At 51.8% G+C, this 19,933-nt stretch carries 15 protein-coding genes; 7 read left to right on the top strand and 8 right to left on the bottom strand.

Translation table 11 applies throughout. The annotated features are described in order from the left end of the window. Positions 1–43 precede the first annotated feature (43 nt). Complete coding sequence (gene tkt / locus AKG43_RS06230; protein WP_054599701.1) at positions 44–2,035, bottom strand: transketolase; 1,992 nt, start codon at positions 2,033–2,035, stop codon at positions 44–46. Between the two features lie 312 nt (positions 2,036–2,347). On the opposite strand from tkt, the gene tadA reads away from it, so the two are divergent. Beyond that, positions 2,348–3,064, top strand: coding sequence for a tRNA adenosine(34) deaminase TadA (tadA, locus tag AKG43_RS06225; protein WP_054599711.1), 717 nt, complete (start codon positions 2,348–2,350; stop codon positions 3,062–3,064). Positions 3,065–3,257: 193 nt separating this feature from the next. On the opposite strand, the gene AKG43_RS06220 is transcribed toward tadA, so the two are convergent. From AKG43_RS06220 to AKG43_RS06210, 3 genes are read right to left on the bottom strand one after another with little or no spacing between them, the layout of a single operon-like run. Beyond that, on the bottom strand, positions 3,258–5,429 hold the full coding sequence (locus AKG43_RS06220; RefSeq protein WP_054599700.1) for a cation-translocating P-type ATPase: 2,172 nt from the start codon (positions 5,427–5,429) through the stop codon (positions 3,258–3,260). Between the two features lie 50 nt (positions 5,430–5,479). Further along, positions 5,480–6,133: a YitT family protein gene (locus tag AKG43_RS06215; RefSeq protein ID WP_054599699.1), complete on the bottom strand. Its 654-nt coding sequence runs from the start codon at positions 6,131–6,133 to the stop codon at positions 5,480–5,482. 18 nt (positions 6,134–6,151) lie between these two features. Next, complete coding sequence (locus AKG43_RS06210; protein WP_054599698.1) at positions 6,152–6,367, bottom strand: heavy-metal-associated domain-containing protein; 216 nt, start codon at positions 6,365–6,367, stop codon at positions 6,152–6,154. A gap of 84 nt (positions 6,368–6,451) precedes the next feature. Here AKG43_RS06210 and cueR point away from each other — a divergent pair, with 84 nt between their 5' ends. Further along, positions 6,452–6,838 (top strand): Cu(I)-responsive transcriptional regulator, encoded by a 387-nt coding sequence (gene cueR / locus AKG43_RS06205; RefSeq protein WP_054599697.1) that lies wholly within the window; start codon positions 6,452–6,454, stop codon positions 6,836–6,838. 141 nt (positions 6,839–6,979) lie between these two features. Then, positions 6,980–7,624: a tellurite resistance TerB family protein gene (locus tag AKG43_RS06200; protein ID WP_054599696.1), complete on the top strand. Its 645-nt coding sequence runs from the start codon at positions 6,980–6,982 to the stop codon at positions 7,622–7,624. 301 nt (positions 7,625–7,925) lie between these two features. Here AKG43_RS06200 and AKG43_RS06195 read toward each other — a convergent pair whose 3' ends face one another. Continuing rightward, positions 7,926–8,624, bottom strand: a complete 699-nt coding sequence (locus AKG43_RS06195) for a Sir2 family NAD-dependent protein deacetylase (protein WP_054599695.1) — start codon at positions 8,622–8,624, stop codon at positions 7,926–7,928. Positions 8,625–8,760: 136 nt separating this feature from the next. After that, entirely contained in the window at positions 8,761–10,293 is a 1,533-nt protein-coding gene (locus tag AKG43_RS06190) for a phospholipase D family protein (protein ID WP_054599694.1), read from the bottom strand. A gap of 497 nt (positions 10,294–10,790) precedes the next feature. Here AKG43_RS06190 and AKG43_RS06180 point away from each other — a divergent pair, with 497 nt between their 5' ends. Beyond that, complete coding sequence (locus tag AKG43_RS06180; protein WP_054599692.1) at positions 10,791–11,936, top strand: 5-(carboxyamino)imidazole ribonucleotide synthase; 1,146 nt, start codon at positions 10,791–10,793, stop codon at positions 11,934–11,936. Positions 11,937–12,115: 179 nt separating this feature from the next. Here the strand turns inward: AKG43_RS06180 and ppsA are convergent, their stop codons facing one another. Next, positions 12,116–14,503, bottom strand: coding sequence for a phosphoenolpyruvate synthase (gene ppsA / locus AKG43_RS06175; protein WP_054599691.1), 2,388 nt, complete (start codon positions 14,501–14,503; stop codon positions 12,116–12,118). Positions 14,504–15,031: 528 nt separating this feature from the next. On the opposite strand from ppsA, the gene AKG43_RS06170 reads away from it, so the two are divergent. From AKG43_RS06170 to AKG43_RS06160, 3 genes are all read left to right on the top strand, one after another. Then, positions 15,032–15,850: a pyruvate, water dikinase regulatory protein gene (locus AKG43_RS06170; RefSeq protein WP_054599690.1), complete on the top strand. Its 819-nt coding sequence runs from the start codon at positions 15,032–15,034 to the stop codon at positions 15,848–15,850. A 127-nt stretch (positions 15,851–15,977) separates the two neighbouring features. Further along, positions 15,978–16,763 carry a basic amino acid ABC transporter substrate-binding protein gene (locus tag AKG43_RS06165; protein ID WP_054599689.1) on the top strand — a complete coding sequence of 262 codons (786 nt, stop codon included), beginning with the start codon at positions 15,978–15,980 and terminating at the stop codon, positions 16,761–16,763. A gap of 231 nt (positions 16,764–16,994) precedes the next feature. Beyond that, complete coding sequence (locus AKG43_RS06160) at positions 16,995–18,593, top strand: peptide chain release factor 3 (protein ID WP_054599688.1); 1,599 nt, start codon at positions 16,995–16,997, stop codon at positions 18,591–18,593. 136 nt (positions 18,594–18,729) lie between these two features. On the opposite strand, the gene AKG43_RS06155 is transcribed toward AKG43_RS06160, so the two are convergent. Further along, positions 18,730–19,902: a polyamine ABC transporter substrate-binding protein gene (locus tag AKG43_RS06155; RefSeq protein WP_054599687.1), complete on the bottom strand. Its 1,173-nt coding sequence runs from the start codon at positions 19,900–19,902 to the stop codon at positions 18,730–18,732. Between the last annotated feature and the right edge of the window lie 31 nt (positions 19,903–19,933).

The raw sequence follows: 19,933 nt of genomic DNA, 5'->3' as shown, positions 1-19,933 counted from the left end.
GAAAAATATTTTTCAGACGGCCTCTTTCACAACTAACCTGTACTTAACCTTTCAGCACGGCTTTTACGGTATTAACCACATTATCAACGGTGAAACCGAATTCTTTAAACAGCAGTTCCGCCGGAGCCGATTCGCCGAAGCGGTCGAGGCCGACTACGGCACCGTTCAGGCCGACGTATTTGTACCAACCGTCGGTAACGCCTGCTTCAACGGCGATGCGCGGCAGGTTTTGCGGCAGTACGCTGTTGCGGTAGGCGGCATCTTGCCGGTCGAATACGTTGGTTGACGGCATGGAAACGACGTTTACGGCAATGCCTTGTTCGGCTAATGCTTTTTGTGCATTCAGAGCCAACTCGACTTCGGAACCGGTGGCGATTACCACGGCTTGGGCTTGGCCGTTTTCGGCTTCGCTGATGATATAGCCGCCGCGTTTAATGTTATCCAACTGTGCTTGGTTGCGCGGGATAAACGGCAGGTTTTGGCGGCTGAAAATCAGGCAGCTCGGATGGTCGGCCGCTTTGGCGGCTTCTGCCCATGCTACCAGTGATTCGGCGGTGTCGCACGGCCGCCATACGGCCATGTTGGGAATCAGGCGCAGGGTGGCGGTTTGCTCGACGGGTTGGTGGGTGGGACCGTCTTCGCCTAGGCCGATGGAGTCGTGGGTGAACACGAAGATCGGATTGATTTTCATCAGCGAGGCCATGCGCAGGGCGTTGCGGGCGTATTCGCTGAACATCAGGAAGGTTGCGCCGAAGGGTTTTACGCCGCCGTGCAGGGTCATGCCGTTCATGACGGCGGCCATGCCGAATTCGCGCACGCCGTAGTGGATATAGTTGCCGCCGTTTGCGGCGGTTACGGCTTTGCTTGCCGACCAATCGGTAAGGTTCGACGGGGTGAGATCGGCGGAACCGCCTACAAATTCGGGCAATACTTTGGCCAGGATTTCAATGCTGTTTTGGCTGGCTTTGCGGGTGGCGATTTTTTCGGCTTTGTCGCACACTTCTTTTAAGGCCGTCTGAACATAGGCATCGAAGTTTTCCGGCAGTTTGTTATCCATGCGGCGCACGAATTCGGCGGCTTCGGCAGGGAATTTTTCTTGATAACGGGCGAATTTTTCGTTCCATTCGGCTTCGAGTTTCGCACCTTTTTCTTTGGCGCTCCACGCGGCGTAAACGTCTTGCGGGATTTCAAACGGGTCGTGGTTCCAGCCCAAATGTTTGCGGGTGGCTTCGATTTCTTCGGCTCCCAACGGTGCGCCGTGGGTTTTGTGGCTGCCTTCTTTGGTAGCCGCGCCTTTGCCGATTAAGGTTTTGCAGCAGATGATGGAAGGTTTGCCGGTTTCGGCTTTGGCCGCTTCGATGGCCGTCTGAATGGCGGCGGTGTCGTGGCCGTTTACGTTCGGCACCACATGCCAGCCGTAGCTTTCAAAGCGTTGCGGAATGTTTTCGGTAAACCAGCCGTCCACTTTGCCGTCGATGGAGATATTGTTGTCGTCGTAGAGCACAATCAGTTTGCCCAAGCCCAAAGTGCCGGCCAGCGAGCAGGCTTCGTGCGACACGCCTTCCATCAGGCAGCCGTCGCCCAAGAACACATAAGTGTGGTGGTCGACGATATCGAGGCCGTCTTTATTGAATTCGGCGGCGAGGATTTTTTCGGCCAGTGCCATGCCGACTGCGTTGGCAATGCCTTGCCCCAACGGGCCGGTGGTGGTTTCCACGCCGTCGGTGTAGCCGTATTCGGGATGGCCGGGGGTTTTGCTGTGCAGTTGGCGGAAGTTTTTCAGGTCTTCAATAGATACGTTGTAGCCGGTAAGGTGCAGCAGGCTGTAAAGAATCATCGATGCGTGGCCGTTGGAAAGGACGAAACGGTCGCGGTTGTAGAATTTGGGGTTGGCGGGGTTGTGGTTTAAAAATTTCGTCCACAGCACTTCGGCCATTTCAGCCATGCCCATCGGTGCACCGGGGTGGCCGGAATTGGCTTTTTGAACTGCGTCGGCGGAAAGAAAACGGATGGCATTTGCCAGTTGAGAAGCCATTTGGATACCTTTTCGAGTTTAGGGTAAAAACGTTTGGATTATCGCCCGATTTGCAAGGTGTTTCAAGGCGGTTTCAGACGGCCTGAGCCTTTGCAAAATCCTTGGATGCGAATGTTAACGGATTGACTATATCGCCGCAGTAAACGCAAAAATGTGCGCAGACAAGCGGTTTGAAAGGTTTCGGTTCCGCTTATTTCGGGCATGTTTCCCAAAGCGGGCGCCTTTAGCAACCGCAGCCAAAAACGCAAGCAGGTATCTTGCGCTTTCCATATCTTGTACAATCTTTACTCTTTTTTCAGACGGCCCGATCTGATGCAGCTTACCCATCCTCCGCTTTCGCTTACGGTGTTACACACCTTACACTCGCTCGACATCCGCACACTCGCCGATTTGCACGCCCACGGTTCGGTTGAAACCTTTTTGCTGTTAAAAGCGGCCGGATTAACCATTACCCGCAGCACCTTATGGCAGCTTGAAGCCATGATACGCGGTATTTCTGCTCAAAAGCTGCAGCCGTCTGAAAAAGCTGCGTTACTGGAAAAGTTGAAACAACACCCGCCTGTAAATGTTTTTCCGCCGTTAACCGAAATGGAACGTTTTATGCGGGAAGCTTTGGTACAGGCCGAACAATCAGCTTTGCTGGGGGAGATTCCCGTCGGAGCGGTAGTTGTGCATCAAAACCGAATCATTGCCGCCGCACACAATACCTGCATTACCGGCTGCAACATCAGCCAGCACGCCGAAATCAATGCTTTGGCCGCTGCGGGAAAAGCCTTAAACAATTACCGCTTGGACGGCTGCGACGTTTATATTACGCTGGAGCCTTGCAACATGTGCGCCAGCGCCTTGATTCAGGCCAGAGTGCAACGCGTGATATACGGCGCAAAAGAGCCGAAAACAGGTGCAGCGGGCAGCGTAACCGATTTATTTTCAGATATCCGCCTAAACCGCCATACCTCAATCAAAGGCGGCATTTTGGCGGATGAATGCAGCGACATGTTAAAACGGTTTTTCAGTAATCGGCGTTAATAAGAAAAAGAAAGCAGAAAAGTGTTCACTTTTCCGCAACGGTTCTTAATCTTTGTTTTCTCCCACACAGATATTCTGATGCTTTGATAAGCATTTTTCTTCCAATCATTTGGCTCAAAAATCCATGCCTTCTTGCGGATTTCAAAAACTTATTGAGCGGCAATAGCAGCCGTACTCTGCGCATCTTCATCCGTCATTCAATCTTCACGCGCTTTAATCTCAAGGCATTACCCAACACCGACACCGAACTCATCGCCATCGCCGCGCCCGCGATAATCGGGTTCAAAAAGCCGAATGCCGCCAGCGGTATGCCCAAGGTGTTGTAGATAAAGGCGAAAAACAGGTTTTGTTTGATGTTTTTCAAAGTGGCGCGGGAAATCAGCAGGGCATCGACCATTTGGTTGACGGAATGCTGCATCAGTGTGGCGGAGGCGGTGTGTTCGGCAACGTCTGCGCCGTCTTTCATGGCAAAGCTCACGTTGGCGGCGGCGAGCGCGGGGGCGTCGTTGATGCCGTCGCCGACCATGGCAACCACCTTGCCGGCGTTTTTCAATTTTTGCACTTCGGCGGCTTTGTCGCGCGGACTCATATTGCCGTAGGCGTGGGCGATGCCGAGCTGCCCGGCGATGTAGCCGACCACGTTTTGGTTGTCGCCGCTCATGATGTAAACGTCGATGCCGTGGTTTTTCAGACGGTCTACGGCTTCCTGCGTGTCGGTTTTGAGTGCGTCGGCTAGGGCGAATGCGCCGACGGGTTGGTCGTTGACCGACACGGCCACGATGGTGGCGATGCGCCATACGGAATCAAGGTTGTCGGGCAGCACGAGATTGCAGTAATCGGGTTTGCCCACTTTCACTAAGCCTGCGCCGTCAATCTCGGCGGAAATGCCTGCGCCGACGGCGGTTTGTGCGTTTCGGGCTTCGGGAATGTCTATGCCGCGCGACAAGGCCGTCTGAACAATAGCAGCGGCCAGCGGATGGGTGGCGTTTTGCTCGACGGCGGCGGCAAGGCGGTAGAGTTCGTTTTCGTCTATCGCGGCGGTTTTTTCAGACGGCCTCAACCACAACGCCGCTACCTGCGGTTTGCCTTGCGTGAGCGTGCCGGTTTTGTCCAACACCACCGCGTTCACATGGGCCGCTTCTTCCATGGCGGCGGCATCTTTAAACCAAATGCCGTGTTTCACCGCTTTGCCCATGCCGACCATCATTGCGGCGGGCGTGGCCAAACCGAGCGCGCACGGGCAGGCGATCACCAGCACGGCCACTGCGTTCATCAACGCAGTCACCCAATCTGCCTTCACATACCATGTAATCAAAAAAGTTAACACGGCAATTCCGACCACTACAGGCACAAACACGCCCGCTACTTTGTCGGCAATGCGCGCAATCGGCGCTTTGCTGCCTTGCGCTTCTGACAAAGCCGCCATCATGTCGCCAAGCAGGGTTTGGCTGCCGAGCTGTTCGGCGCGGTAAACCACGCTGCCGTCGGTCATCACCGCGCCTGCCAGCACTTTGCTGCCTGCGGTTTTGGCTTCGGGGTTGGATTCGCCGGTGAGATGGCTTTCGTCGGCCCAGCCGTTGCCGCTTTCCACCCTGCCGTCCGCCGCGATGCGTTCGCCGTGGTTGGCGCGGATTAAATCGCCGATCTGTACTTGGTCGAGCGGTGTTTCCTGCCATTGCCCGCCGCGCTGCACGTTAACCCGCTGCGGCGTGAGCCTCAACAACAATCCCAAACTGTTAAGGCTGTTTTTCTTGGCGCGGTGTTCGAGAAATTTGCCCAAGCTTACAAAGCCCACCACCATCACGCCCGCTTCAAAATACACATGCGCCATATCGCCGTGATGTGCGTGCGGGTGGAAAAACAGCATAAATACCGAGTAGAGATAAATCGCCGCCGTACCTACCGTTACCAGCACGTCCATATTCGCCAACCCGCCCCTGATGCTCGCCCACGCGCTTTTATAGAAAGGAATAGCCAGCCAAAGCTGCACGATACTCGCCAGCACAAACTGCCACATCGGCGGCATCATCCAATCGTGCCGCCCGATCATCATGCCCGCCATGCCGAACAAAAACGGCACGTTAATCGCCAGCAGCAGCCACAGCCGCCAGCCGATATGCGGTTCGGCTTCGATTCGCGGCAGAGCGTCGGTTTTCAGCACGGCCTTAAAGCCTGCTTTTTCAATGATATGAATCAGCGTATCGGCATCGGTGCGGCCGTCGTCAAACACGACCTGCGCTTCTTCACCGGCAAAATTCACCGAGGCCGTCTGAACAAAGTCTTTTTTGTTTAACACTTTTTCGATACGGCTGGCACAGGCTTGGCAGGTCATGCCGTCGATTTGGAAACGGGCTTTTTGTTGCATGGTTTCAGCCTTTCAGATTCAAAAACAAGCAGTCGCGGTTTTCAGACGGCCTAAATCGGATTTTGCGGATAACGTTTGGCAATCTGCTGCAAACTCAACTGCACCACCCAACCGACGCCGAACGCAAACAACAGCGTGCCCAATCCCACCACGCCGCCGAGCAGCCAGCCGATCAGACATACCGAACTTTCAATCATCGTGCGCACCACACCCACGCGCCAGCCGGTTTTTTGGCACAAGCCAATCATCAGGCCGTCGCGCGGGCCTGCACCCAAATAACAAGTCAGATAGAGAGACGAAGCAATGCCGATCACCACCACGCCGCCCACACATTGCAGCAGCCGCCAACCCAAAGCGGCAGGCGGAGACACCCACTGCACAAACACGCCCAACACCGCCGCAATCAGCACCATATTCAATACCGTGCCCAGCCCCGGCCGTTGGCGCAAAGGCAGCCACAGCATCAATACCGCCGCGCTGATTAAAAATGTTACCGTGCCGATATCGAGGCCGCTTTGCACCACAATACCTTGCGCCAATACCGTCCACGGCGTAGAACCCAAAGCAGCGTTTACCAGCATGCCCTCGCCCACGCCGAACAAAACCAGCGCAAAGCACAGCATCGCCAAAGATTGCGGCCGCAAAGACCACCACGCGGGCGCAGACCACGGCGTTTTCGGCAAAATACGTCGGGCTTGAGCCATAAAAACTACCTTTGCGCTTTATTGGGACAAAGAAGCGTCAAAGCCCGCATCTTCAATGGCTTCAACCAATTCGGCCGTTTGTACTCTAGACGGATCAAATGTAATTTTTGCAGAGGCAGAGGCCAAATCCACTTCGGCTTTTTCCACGCCGTTCAACGCTTCCAGCACTTTGGTAACGCTTTTTACGCAGCCGCCGCAGGTCATGCCGCCGACGTTGATATTGATGGTTTCCATGATTTTTCCTTTCGTAAACAATATGGGGTTATTTGCCATAACGGTGTTAATATAAACCTTTACCCACAGTTAAGGTCAAGCCTTATGAACATCAGCGAAGCCGCCCGCCAAACCGGTTTGTCTGCCAAACAAATCCGCGATTACGAAAAACACGGCCTGCTCGCCCCTGCCCCCCGCACCGAAAGCGGCTACCGCCGTTATGAAGAAAACGATTTGAAGCGTTTGAAATTCATCCGCCATGCCAGAGAGGTCGGCTTTTCGCTGCAACAAACCGCAGAGCTGCTCAAGCTGCAAGACAACCCCGAACGCAACAGCCGCGAAGTCAAAGCCATCACCGCCCGCCATATTGCCGCATTAAACGCACAAATCGTTACCTTGCAGCAGATGGTGGCCGAGCTTCAATCACTGCACGACACCTGTAAAGGCGACGACTGCCCGGAATGTTCGATTTTGGAAGGGCTGGGCAAATAACCGCCGCCCAAGGGTATCGTGCCTGCAAAACGGTAATGTAAGCCGTCTTTGCCCAATCCCTACATTCTCTAACACAAATCCTGCTTGTATTCCCCTCAAATAACGCCATATCAGCGCAGCCACATCAATGAAAGGACGCACATGAACTTCAACAACCTCTTAAACCAAGTTTTAAACACCGTACAAAAAGGCAGCAGCCATGCCGGTAGAAACAGCAGCCTGCTCGGAAAAATCGGCGGCGGCGCTGCCGTAACCGGTTTGGCTTCTATGCTGTTAAAAAGAAAAAGCTCTAAAAAACTGCTGAATGCAGGTTCGATGGCCGCATTGGGTATGCTCGCCTACCATGCTTACCAAAGCTGGCAACGCAACAACCAAAACGCCAACGGCAACAATCCGGCGCAACCTGTGCTGAACCAAGCTTCATTCGAGCCTACCGGCCAAGCAGCCGAAGATGCGGGACGGGTGATTCTGCGCACCATGATTGCCGCTGCCGCCGCAGACGGTGTGATCGAAGACGAAGAGCGCAACCTGATTCAGTCTGAAAGCGGAAATGATCCCGAAACAGCCCGATGGGTCGAGTCTCAAATAAACAGCCCCGCATCGGCCGCAGACATTGCCCGCGATATCGGAAACAACCCCGCGCTGGCCGCCGAAGCCTACTTGGCCGCCCGCATGGTGTGCGGCGAGCTTTCACGCAAAGAAATCGTGTTTCTTTCCCAACTGTCGCAAGCACTCAAACTGGACGACAAACTGGTTGAAGCCTTAGAACAGCAGGCAGGGTTTTAAGCATTTGATGTGATTAAACTTGCAATTGCACCAGCGTGCATGCCAATACATCGAGGCCGTCTGAAAATATTTTTCAGACGGCCTCGATGCAAAAGATAAACAACACTATATAGTCAATAGTCAATCAATTTAAAAACAGTATATTCGTCATGCTCGGGCTTTGCCCAAGTATGTCTTAAATTGGCTGAAACTCAAGATACTCGGGTCAAGCCCGAGCATAACGGTTTTGTTATTAAAATTAAGCAGCTTAACTCTAATGCAATAGTTCAAAACCATTGCTGATTTTGCAAGACATCAACCCCTAATCGTCATGCGCTTTTTCCGCCCGACGAATCAATTCTTCCACCAACTCGGGCACGCCTTCGCAAGCTTTTTTAGGCAAAATTTCCACCGGAGCGCCTGCATGCTGCGGATTCGGGTCAACCAAAAAACATTCTGCTTCGGGCGGAGCAAAATTCAATAAAGATGCGGCAGGATAAACCTGCAAAGACGTGCCCACCACCATCACTATATCCGCATCGCGCATTTCTTCCACCGCTTGCGGAAACAGCTGCACTTCTTCGCCGAACCATACGATATGCGGTCGTAAAGGCCGGCCTCGGCTGTCGGTGTCGTTTATAGTCAAATCGCCCGTCCAAGCCAATACTTCGCTTTCATCAACACAGCTGCGTACTTTGTTCAATTCGCCGTGCAGATGCAATACACGGCTGCTGCCTGCCCGTTCGTGCAGATCATCCACGTTTTGGGTAATGATATGCACGCGGTAATGCCGCTCCAAGCGTACCAATGATTCGTGCGCGGCATTCGGTTCTGCGGCATTGGCCTGCCTGCGCCGCATGTTGTAGAACGACAATACCGTTTGCGGATCGCGTTCAAAGGCTTGGGGCGTACACACTTCGCTGACTTTATAACCTTCCCACAAGCCGCCTGCGTCGCGAAATGTTTTTAATCCGCTCTCGGCACTTATGCCTGCGCCCGTTAACACCACACATTTTTTCATCATTGCCTTCTTTCGTGAAATGGGAGCTGTTTACGCCCGGGTTGAAATACACTCTGCCGATTGTAAGCACTTTGCTTAATGAAAGTATCGGAACCTGTTCGACGTTTCAGGCCGTCTGATTCAGACGGCCTGATGTTTATAGCAAACCTTCTATCGGCAACACCGAAAGTATCTTAACCGTTATCCGCTTCCAAAAGCCGGCTTCGGGCTCTTTTGAAGATACCGTGCCGTCTTCGGGGTCTTGCCATTGCAGCTTGTTGTTCGGATTCAGTGTAACTTTGTAAGCATAGGCAGGTGTGGTTTGTTGCAGTTTGCCCTGCATGGTTTTTGCCAAATCCGGGTTTTCGATCACAACGCCCATTTCTGTGTTGAGTCTGGCCGAACGCGGGTCGAGATTGAACGAACCGATAAACACCCTTTGTTTATCGACAATAAAATTTTTGGCATGCAAACTCGTTGACGAACTACCCGTCAAACCGCGGTCTTTGCTCTTGGGCACCGCATGGTTGGCTTTCAATTCGTACAATTCGACGCCTGCTTTAATCAATGGTTTGCGGTAGCGGGCATACCCGGAATGCACGGCGGCTACGTCTGTGGCCTGAAGCGAATTGGTCAACACCGTTACCTTAACACCCTGCCGCACCAAATCAGCAATCGCCTCGGTGCCTTCTTTGGTCGGCACAAAATAGGGAGAAACCAGATAAATTTCCTGTTCGGGCGAGCCTAGGGCTTCGTCGATTTTTTCGCTGATCTGCGGTTTGTTGCGGTCACGGTTCAGCCCTTTGGAAGGGTCGTCGCTTACGAGCTTGGTTTTAACGTAACGCCATTCCAGCTGATTGTTTTTAATGGCTTCAAAAAGCTTGGACTGCTCCAAGTCATGCCGGTATCCGGCCAGAATCCTGTTTTTGTCGTCGTCGCCTATCTCAAGAGCTTTCCAACCTTTGTCGATATTGGCACGACGCACGATGCGTTCGAGCGGATAAGCCGAATCGCTTGCCCAATAACGGTCGAAATCTTCGGAAACTTCCGAAACCACCCTTCCTGTGGCCAAAATATCCAAATCGGCAAACGCGGTGTCGGCACTGATGTTGAAATATTCGTCGCCGATATTGCGTCCGCCGAGAATGGTAGCGTGGTTATCGGCAGTCAATGTTTTATTGTGCATGCGCCGGTTGAGACGGGGAAAGTCGGTCAGATAACCGAGCGCGCGCCATTTGCGGTTGAGAAAAGGGTTGAACAAGCGGATTTCGATATTGGGATGGCTGTTGAGTGCAGCCAACACGTTATCCAAACCGTTTGTGTTGTTGTCGTCGAGCAGCAGCCGCACCCGCACGCCGCGCACGGCGGCTCTGTGCAGCATGTTGAACAGGATTTTGCCGGAAACGTCGTTGTGCCAAATGTAGTATTGCAAATCGAGGGTGTGGTCGGCCGAATCGATCAATGTGGCGCGGGCAACGAAGGCATCGTGGGCATCGTCGAGAATATAAATACCCGAAGTATCCTCTGCCCAATCTTGATTGCTTTTGGCTGTGGATTTGAGAGCGGCAGTCAACCGTTTGGAAGCCGGTACGTCGAGATATCGGCTTTCGGTGCGGTTTTCAAGCGACGGCAGGCTCAAACAGCCCGAGAGAAAAAATGTCAGCATGAAGCAGATAGTGTAATGTCTCATGTATGGATATCAATTGTTCAGACGGCCTTACCATACTGTTAAAAGAAACGGGCGGCGGTATAAAGTTCAACCTGCGCCGCTGCTTGCGGCGCGGCGGCGTATAACAAGCCGTCTGAAAAAGTTAAAACCAGCGGGGATTGTACCTGCATTTTTATGCAGTCGGCCTGCATCCGCCTGAGCGGTGCGATCATGCAATATAAGGCCGGTAGCCGTTCAATCGGTATAGAGCATCTGGCAGCAAACGCCGATTGCGCACAGTCGCAACCCAACCCTTGCAGCTGCACCCCGCCCGCGATTGTACGCCATGATTCCGTTGCAAAAAAGCAAACCTATGAAAAAGCTGTCAAACATCATCTCAAACAGTAGCGCCCGCAACTACACCTTGCTCGGCAGTTTCCCCACGCCGAAAATGCCACTCAAACCAACGCGATGGTTTATAATTCCGCTCCGTTCAACACAGTTTCCAACCGCTACGCCAACCGTTTTCCATAACAACCATGAATAAACACAATCCCATCCTTCCTCCCGCCAACCTCGGCATTCTCGGCGGCGGCCAGCTTGGCCGTATGTTTGCCGTTGCCGCCAAAACCATGGGCTACCGGGTTACCGTGCTCGACCCCGATCCCAACGCACCGGCCGCCGACTTTGCCGACCGCCATTTGTGCGCCGCTTTCGACGACGAAGCAGCCTTAAACGAGTTGTCCAAATGCGCCGCCGTTACCACCGAATTTGAAAACGTCAACGCCGACGCCATGCGCTTTCTGGCCCAACACACCGTAGTCTCGCCCGGCGGCGACTGCGTGGCCATCGCACAAAACCGCATTCAGGAAAAAGCATGGATTCAAAAAGCCGGCCTGCAAACCGCGCCTTATCAGGCCGTCTGTAAACCTGAAGATATTACCGAAGCCAGCGCCGCGTTTCTGCCCGGCATTCTCAAAACCGCCACATTAGGCTACGACGGCAAAGGCCAAATCCGTGTCAAAACCTTGAGCGAACTCAAAACCGCATTTGCCGAACACGGCGGCGTAGATTGCGTATTGGAAAAAATGGTGGACTTACGCGGCGAAATTTCCGTGATCGTATGCCGTCTGAACAGCGAGAACACACAAACCTTCAACCCCGCCGAAAACATCCACGAAAACGGCATTCTCGCCTACTCCATCGTCCCCGCCCGCTTAAGCGCAGACGTGCAGCAGCAAGCACGGCAAATGGCACGCCGCTTGGCCGACGAGCTGGATTACGTCGGCGTATTGGCGGTGGAAATGTTTGTGGTCGGCGACACCAACGAACTGATCGTCAACGAAATCGCCCCGCGCCCACACAACAGCGGCCACCACACCATCGATGCCTGCGCCGCCGACCAATTCCAACAGCAAGTACGCATCATGTGCGGCCTGCCGCCCGCCGATACCCGTTTATTGTCGAGCTGCTGCATGGCCAATATTTTGGGAGACGTTTGGGGCAAAAACGGTAGCGAACCCGATTGGCTGCCGCTGCAAAATCACCCGCGCGCGCACCTGCATCTATACGGCAAAAAATCCGCCCGCACCGGCAGAAAAATGGGGCATTTTACCGTGCTGGCCGACGATTCCGACGAAGCATTAAACACCGCTCGAACATTGCACAACGGTTTGTCTGCATAAATTCACAAACCGCCACAGGCCGTCTGAAACACTTGATTCAGACGGCCTGATTTCTTTCAATAAAAAACCTTCATACTCGGGCGTGACTGAAAACACCACGGCAATGAAATCTTCAAACAATGTCAATAAAAACGCCTTGTCTTAAAGCAGACAAGGCGTTTTTTCAGACGGCATCAAGCTTATTTATTCAGCTCTTTAGCCAGATACAGCCAAGTTTCAATCACGGTATCCGGATTCAGCGATACGGTTTCAATACCTTCTTCTACCAACCATTTCGCAAAATCAGGGTGGTCTGAAGGCCCTTGACCGCAAATGCCTACATATTTGTTGTGTTTACGGCAAGCCGAAATGGCCAAATGCAGCATCACTTTAACGGCAGGATTGCGCTCGTCGAACGTACCTGCGATCGGGCCGCCGCTGTCGCGGTCAACACCTAAGGTCAGTTGCGTCATATCGTTGGAGCCGATTGAGAAGCCGTCGAAATATTGCAGGAACTGCTCGGCCAGCAATGCGTTGCTGGGCAGCTCGCACATCATAATCAAACGCAAGCCGTTTTTGCCGCGCTCCAAGCCGTTTTCTTTCAGGGCTTTGATTACTGCTTCGGCTTCGTTGAGGGTGCGTACAAACGGAATCATGATTTCGACGTTGGTCAGGCCCATTTCGTCGCGAACGCGTTTCAGAGCTTGGCATTCCAAAGCAAAGCAGTCTTTGAAATCATCGGAAACATAACGCGCCGCACCACGGAAGCCCAACATCGGGTTTTCTTCGTGAGGCTCGTAAAGGTTGCCGCCCACGAGATTGGCGTATTCGTTTGATTTAAAATCCGACATGCGCACGATCACTTTGCGCGGATATACGGAAGCGGCCAAAGTGGCAACGCCTTCTGCGATTTTATCAACGTAAAATGCTACCGGAGAAGCATATCCTGCGATACGGTCGGAAATTTCATTTTGCAGTTCTGCATCTAAGCGGTCGAATTCCAACAAGGCTTTGGGGTGAATGCCGATTTGGCGGTTGATGATGAACTCCATACGCGCCAAACCAATGCCTTCGTTGGGCAGGCTGGAGAAGCTGAACGCCAATTCCGGGTTGCCCACGTTCATCATGATTTTTACCGGCGACTTGGGCATATTGTCCAAAGCCACATCGGTTACTTCCACATTCAGCAAACCGTCGTAAATCAAACCGGTATCTCCTTCGGCACACGATACGGTAACTTGCTGGCCGTCTGAAAGCACGGTGGTTGCATCTCCGCAACCGACAACGGCGGGAATACCCAACTCGCGGGCAATAATGGCTGCGTGGCAGGTACGTCCGCCGCGGTTGGTTACAATCGCCGACGCACGTTTCATTACCGGCTCCCAATCGGGGTCGGTCATATCGGTTACCAATACGTCGCCTGCCTGTACGCTTTCCATTTGCGAAGCATCTTTCACCAAGCGCACGACGCCCTGACCTACTTTCTGACCGATGGCACGGCCTTCGCACAATACTTTCTTGTCGCCGTTGATGCTGTAACGTCGCAAGCTGCGTGTGTTGTCTTCTTGCGATTTAACGGTTTCCGGACGCGCTTGCAGAATATAGAGTTTGCCGTCTGTGCCGTCGCGACCCCACTCGATATCCATGGGGCGGCCGTAATGCTCTTCGATAATCAAAGCATATTTGGCCAACTCGGTAATCTCTTCGTCGCTGATAGAGAAAGCTTTACGGTCTTCTTGAGGCACGTCGACAACCTGAACCGATTTACCGGCTTGCGCCTGCTCGGTAAAGGTCATTTTGATCAGTTTGGAACCCATGGTTTTGCGCAGAATAGCCGGACGGCCTGCTTTCAACGTAGGCTTGTGCACATAAAACTCGTCGGGGTTCACCGCACCTTGTACGACGGTTTCGCCCAAGCCGTAAGATGCGGTTACGAATACCACGTCTTCAAAGCCGGATTCGGTATCGATAGAGAACATTACGCCGGCGGCGCCGCTGTCTGAACGCACCATGCGCTGAACGCCGGCAGATAAAGCGACTACGTCGTGCGCAAAGCCTTTGTGCACACGGTAAGAGATGGCACGGTCGTTATATAAAGAAGCGAATACATGTTTCATCGCTTCTTTCACGTTTTCCAAACCGTTAATGTTCAGGAAGGTTTCTTGTTGGCCGGCAAAAGAGGCATCCGGCAGATCTTCTGCGGTAGCCGAAGAGCGAACCGCTACGGAAATTTTATCGGTACCCGCATCGGCAACCATCTTATCCCATGCGGTTTTAATATCGGCATCAAGCTGCTCGGGGAACGGCGTATCGAGAATCCATTGGCGGATTTCTTTACCCACGCGCGCCAACTCGGTAACGTCTTCCACATCCAGAGCCGCAAGTGCTGCAGAGATACGTTCGTTAAGGCCGTTGTGCGCCAAAAAAGCACGGTAAGCTTCTGCCGTAGTGGCGAAACCGCCGGGTACGCGCACACCTTTTTCAGTGAGCTGACTGATCATTTCGCCTAAAGAGGCGTTTTTACCGCCTACGCTTTCAACATCAGTCATGCGCAGGTTTTCAAACCAAATCACGTAATTTGCAGCCATTTTTAAATCCATTAAACAAGTTAAAAAAGAAATAAATCTCGCGGGGGTATTCTAACCACTCAAACCCGTAGTGTCATGTATTTTTATTGCCTGAGAATACACGCTGCCGTTTGAAAAATTGCGGGAAAAGGGCTGTGTAGTCAAATGAAAGAAATCATCACCACAAACCCGAAATCTTGTTAGCCCTTGTTAAACATAGGTTTTGATTTAAAACAATGCATTTTCAACAGACGCAAAAACCAAAACTATTGGCATTTTATTTCAATAAAAATATTTTCAAGACACAAAATGTGCGTTTAAATTTTTTTAATTTTGATTGTAGTGCAATGTAGTTAAACGGCGGGTATTGTTGCGCTCACTTCCGGTTTGACCCTATTTCCATGTTTCCGGAAAATGAAGGCTTGATGATGCAAACTCATTCGCATAACGATTTTCAGATGGCCTGCTGGAGCCGCTCTTGGTATGATATGGCCGTATTTTACAAAGGCAATCCGACAAATCGATCACTCACATAAAAAGGAACCGTAAATGGCTCGCCGTTCTGCTTTTTTTATTTCCGACCGCACAGGCATCACTTCTGAAAGCATGGGCGAAGCCCTGCTGGATCAATTTGAAGGAGTGAATTTCAAAAGAGCAACCTATCCTTTTGTCGATACCCCTGAAAAAGCCCGTGCCATGGTGCAAATCATCAATGCCGCCGCATCAGACAGCGGCCTGCGCCCCTTGGTATTTACCAGTATCATCAATGATGAAATCCGCACCATTATTAAAACCTGCCAAGGTTTGCACCTGAGCTTTTTCGATGCTTTCTTAGGCACAATCGAGCGCGAACTCGGCCTGAGGGCGCGGCACTCGGTGGGACGCACCCACGGCATCGGCGACACCGAGCGTTACGATGCGCGTATGGAAGCGGTTAACTTTTCACTCAATCACGACGACGGCATCAGCGGTAAAGATTTAAAAGATGCCGATGTGATTCTGATGGGGGTTTCCCGTTCAGGCAAAACCCCCACCTGCCTGTATCTCGCGCTCCAATACGGTATCCGCGCCGCCAATTATCCGCTCACCCCCGACGACTTGGAAAGCACCGATTTACCGCGCATGGTTAAACCCTACAAACACAAATTATTCGGTTTAACCATCCAACCCGAACGGCTGCAAGCCATCCGCCACGAGCGCCGGCCGGACTCAAACTATTCGCAACTCAATACCTGCCGCCGCGAAGTTGCCGACGCGCAAAGCATGTTCCGCACCCATTCCATTCCTTTTACCAACACCACAGACAAATCGGTAGAGGAATTGGCGGTGAGCATTATGCAGGCATGTCAGCTGAAACGCCGTTTTTAAACCCATGCTGCCTGCCTCCGGCCCGATTCCTGCCCGATAAAGTATTTTCAGACGGCCGCGGCAGGCAGCATTCTGGCGTATGTATGTTAGAATTAATTTTTTAACCGTTTCTATCAGGAAAACCCAAATGAACATGAAAAAATGGATAGCCGCCGCCGTTGCCTGCTCCGCTTTTGCTTTGAGCGCATGCGGCGGACAAACCGGAGAAAGCAAACAGGCTGCCGCAGACGAAAAAGTTTACCGCATTGCCACCAATGCAGAATTTGCCCCTTTTGAATCTATGGACAGCAGCAACCAAATTCAGGGTTTCGATATCGATTTGATGAACGCTATGGCTAAAGCGGGCAATTTCAAAGTGGAATACAAACACCAACCTTGGAACAGCCTTTTCCCCGGCTTGGCCAACGGCGATGTGGATATCTTGCTTTCAGCCATTACCATCAACGACGAACGCAAACAAACGATGGACTTTACCGATCCCTACTTCAAAATCACCCAAGTGATTTTGGTTCAAAAAGGCAAAGCCATTCAATCGGTTGAAGACCTGAAAAACAGCCAGAAAGTCGGCGTGGTAACCGGCCAAACGGGCGACCTTGCCGTTTCTAGAATTTTGGGTAAAGACAGCCCCAAAATCGCCCGTTTCGAGAGCCTGCCTCTTGTTATCAAAGAGTTGGAAAACGGCGGCTTGGATGCCGTAGTATCCGACAGCGCGGTTGTAAACAACTACATCAAAAACAACGGCAACAAAGGTTTCAATATGGTTGCACCGCGTGATTTTGAAGTAGAAAACTACGGTATGGCCGTGCGTAAAGGCGACACCGAAACCTTGAATATGCTGAACGATGCTTTGAAAAAAGTGCGCGAAAGCGGCGAATACGAAAAAGTGGAAAAACAATATTTCGCTCAACAATAAGCAAACTTGAGGCTCAGGCGTAAGCCCGCCTCAACCGAACCAGGCCTTTTCAGTTGGAAAGCAGCCGATTGAAAAGGCGTGGTTTTATATAGTCGATCAAAGGTTTCAGGCCGTCTGAACGCTGGTTCAGACGGCCTTTCGATAGCGATTGAACATTGAAAAAACAAGCGTTTTTCCGTATAATCCGCCGTTTTTTCAGGCCGTCTGAAACCCTTTGCCATACGAGAAGATATGTCCGAAATTTTAGAACAAGTGCGCCGCCGCCGCACCTTTGCGATTATTTCCCACCCCGATGCGGGTAAAACCACCTTAACCGAAAAACTGTTGCTGTTTTCCGGTGCGATTCAAAGCGCCGGTACGGTAAAAGGTAAAAAAACCGGCAAATTCGCCACTTCCGACTGGATGGAAATCGAGAAGCAGCGCGGCATTTCCGTTGCTTCTTCGGTGATGCAGTTCGAGTATAAAGACCACACCGTCAACCTGCTCGACACCCCCGGCCACCAAGACTTTTCGGAAGATACCTACCGTGTGCTTACCGCCGTCGACAGCGCGTTGATGGTGATTGATGCGGCCAAAGGTGTGGAAGCGCAAACCATCAAACTGTTGAATGTCTGCCGCTTGCGCAACACGCCCATCGTTACGTTTATGAACAAATACGACCGCGAAGTGCGCGATTCGCTCGAATTGCTCGACGAAGTGGAAAACATTCTCAAAATCCGCTGTGCGCCGGTTACTTGGCCGATCGGTATGGGCAAGAATTTCAAAGGTGTGTATCACATTCTCAATGATGAAATTTACCTGTTTGACGCGGGCGGTGAAAAACTGCCGCACGAATTTGAAATTATCGAAGGCATCGACAACCCGCGCCTAGACGAATTGTTCCCGCTGGAAATGGACAATCTGCGCGCCGAAATCGAATTGGTTCAGGCGGCATCGAATGAATTTGTGTTGGAAGAATTTTTGGCGGGCGAACTTACTCCCGTGTTTTTCGGCTCTGCCATCAACAATTTCGGCATTCAGGAAATTCTTAACTCGCTGATCGATTGGGCACCCGCTCCCAAAGGCCGCGATGCCACCGTGCGCGAAGTGATGCCGTCTGAAGAAAAATTTTCAGGCTTTGTCTTTAAAATCCAAGCCAATATGGATCCGAAACACCGCGACCGCATCGCCTTTTTGCGCGTTTGCTCCGGCAAATTCGAGCGCGGCATGAAAATCAAACATCTGCGCATCAACCGCGAAATTGCCGCCTCCAGCGTAGTTACGTTTATGTCGCACGACCGCGAATTGGTGGAAGAAGCTTTCGCCGGCGACATTATCGGTATTCCCAACCACGGCAATATCCAAATCGGCGACAGCTTTTCCGAGGGAGAGCAGCTGGCATTTACCGGCATTCCGTTTTTTGCGCCCGAACTGTTCCGTAGCGTCCGCATTAAAAATCCGCTTAAAATGAAGCAACTGCAAAAAGGCTTGCAGCAGCTGGGCGAAGAAGGTGCGGTGCAGGTGTTCAAACCGCACAACGGCGGCGATTTGATATTGGGTGCGGTAGGCGTTTTGCAGTTTGAAGTGGTTACTTCCCGATTGGCTGCCGAATACGGGGTAGAAGCGGTGTTCGACAACGCTAGCATTTGGTCGGCACGCTGGGTATCGTGCAACGATAAGAAAAAACTGGCCGAGTTTGAAAAAGCCAATGCCGTAAACCTTGCTATCGACGCGGGCGGCAATTTGGCTTATCTCGCACCCAACCGCGTGAATCTGAATCTTACCCAAGAACGCTGGCCAGATATTGTGTTCCACGAAACACGCGAACATTCGGTTAACTTAAATGCCTGACGTTCAGACGGCATAAGACCTGTGCCACCGAACGGTTTTTGCAAAGGTCTTTTCACTAAACTAACATCCTCTGCGCTTCAACCGCTCATCATGCGGCAGCACAGAGGATGTTTTTTAATACAACCAATCCGGCCTGTTATTTAGCCACTTTCAGTTGCTGCCACTGACGCACCATTTCCTTCAATGCTTCAGGCTCCAGCGGCACCATAATGAAGCTGTTGGCCAAATCCTCATCGCTCGGGAAAATCGAATTGTCGCTGCTGTATTCTTTTTCCATCAAGTCTCTCGCAGGCATCGACGATGGCGCATAAGTAACAAAGTTGCCGTTTTGCGCCGCCACTTCCGGCTCTAAAAAGTTGTTGATATAACGGTAGGCATTAAACACATTACGCGCATCTTTGGGAATCACAAACGAATCTACCCAAATGCCGACGCCTTCTTTCGGCATCATCACACGGACTTTTTCCTTACCGCCCGCTTCCGCCGCCCTGCGCTTGGCAATATTCAAATCGCCGCCGAAACCTACCGTTACGCAGGTATCTCCGCGCGCCAAAGCGTCAATAAAGCCGGAAGAAGTAAAACGTTTCACATTGGCACGGTTGGCTTTAAGCACATCCGTGGCCGCCTGAATATCTTCAAGCTTGCTGCTATTGGGATTTTTCCCCAGATAATTCAATACCATCGGATACATTTCCGCCGCACTGTTCAAATAACTGATACCGCATTTTTTCAGCTTGGCCGTGTATTCCGGGTTAAACACCAAATCCCATTGGTTATCGGGCAGCTTGTCCGTGCCCAAAGCGCGTTTAACCCGCTCCGTATTGATGGCAAAGGTATTCGTGCCCCAAAAAAACGGCACGGCGTATTCATTGCCGGGATCAACCTGCTTCATCAATTCCAAAAGTTTCGGGTTGATATGACGGTAGTTCGGAATCAGGCTTTTATCGAGCTTCTGATAAGCCCCTACCTTAATCTGACGGCTCACGAAAGCATTCGACGGCCCTACCACATCGTAACCGGATTTTCCCGTTAACACTTTCGATTCAAGCGTTTCATCACTTTCATACACATCGTAAGTAACCTTTACGCCAAACTGCTTTTCAAAATCCCTAACCGTTTTCGGATCAACATAATCCGACCAGTTATAGATTTTTAAAGCAGCCGTTTCGGGAAACCGGTTTTGCGGGGCAGCCACGGTTTCAGACGGCTTGGCCTGAACTTCGGCCTTTTCCGGCGTTTCTGAAGAACGCCCGCCGCAAGCAGCCAACAAAGAAAGGGAAAACACAAGAAAAGAAAGTTTCAGAGGCATTATCATTCCTTTAGGTAGTATTATTTTATTA

The organism is Neisseria sp. 74A18 (assembly GCF_001308005.1).
GTDB lineage: Bacteria > Pseudomonadota > Gammaproteobacteria > Burkholderiales > Neisseriaceae > Neisseria > Neisseria dumasiana.
The sequence above is the reverse complement of the archived record's forward strand: the minus strand, read 5'-3'. Positions and strand labels throughout refer to the sequence as shown.

What these genes read in the sequence shown, in the direction of transcription:
- AKG43_RS06200 (WP_054599696.1), top strand. Translation starts at nt 6,980, where the DNA reads ATGAACTTCAACAACCTCTTAAACCAAGTTTTAAACACCGTACAAAAA.
- AKG43_RS06165 (WP_054599689.1), top strand. Translation starts at nt 15,978, where the DNA reads ATGAACATGAAAAAATGGATAGCCGCCGCCGTTGCCTGCTCCGCTTTT.
- AKG43_RS06190 (WP_054599694.1), bottom strand. Translation starts at nt 10,293, where the DNA reads ATGAGACATTACACTATCTGCTTCATGCTGACATTTTTTCTCTCGGGC.
- AKG43_RS06195 (WP_054599695.1), bottom strand. Translation starts at nt 8,624, where the DNA reads ATGAAAAAATGTGTGGTGTTAACGGGCGCAGGCATAAGTGCCGAGAGC.
- ppsA (WP_054599691.1), bottom strand. Translation starts at nt 14,503, where the DNA reads ATGGCTGCAAATTACGTGATTTGGTTTGAAAACCTGCGCATGACTGAT.
- cueR (WP_054599697.1), top strand. Translation starts at nt 6,452, where the DNA reads ATGAACATCAGCGAAGCCGCCCGCCAAACCGGTTTGTCTGCCAAACAA.
- AKG43_RS06210 (WP_054599698.1), bottom strand. Translation starts at nt 6,367, where the DNA reads ATGGAAACCATCAATATCAACGTCGGCGGCATGACCTGCGGCGGCTGC.
- AKG43_RS06160 (WP_054599688.1), top strand. Translation starts at nt 16,995, where the DNA reads ATGTCCGAAATTTTAGAACAAGTGCGCCGCCGCCGCACCTTTGCGATT.
- tadA (WP_054599711.1), top strand. Translation starts at nt 2,348, where the DNA reads ATGCAGCTTACCCATCCTCCGCTTTCGCTTACGGTGTTACACACCTTA.
- tkt (WP_054599701.1), bottom strand. Translation starts at nt 2,035, where the DNA reads ATGGCTTCTCAACTGGCAAATGCCATCCGTTTTCTTTCCGCCGACGCA.
- AKG43_RS06170 (WP_054599690.1), top strand. Translation starts at nt 15,032, where the DNA reads ATGGCTCGCCGTTCTGCTTTTTTTATTTCCGACCGCACAGGCATCACT.
- AKG43_RS06215 (WP_054599699.1), bottom strand. Translation starts at nt 6,133, where the DNA reads ATGGCTCAAGCCCGACGTATTTTGCCGAAAACGCCGTGGTCTGCGCCC.
- AKG43_RS06180 (WP_054599692.1), top strand. Translation starts at nt 10,791, where the DNA reads ATGAATAAACACAATCCCATCCTTCCTCCCGCCAACCTCGGCATTCTC.
- AKG43_RS06155 (WP_054599687.1), bottom strand. Translation starts at nt 19,902, where the DNA reads ATGCCTCTGAAACTTTCTTTTCTTGTGTTTTCCCTTTCTTTGTTGGCT.
- AKG43_RS06220 (WP_054599700.1), bottom strand. Translation starts at nt 5,429, where the DNA reads ATGCAACAAAAAGCCCGTTTCCAAATCGACGGCATGACCTGCCAAGCC.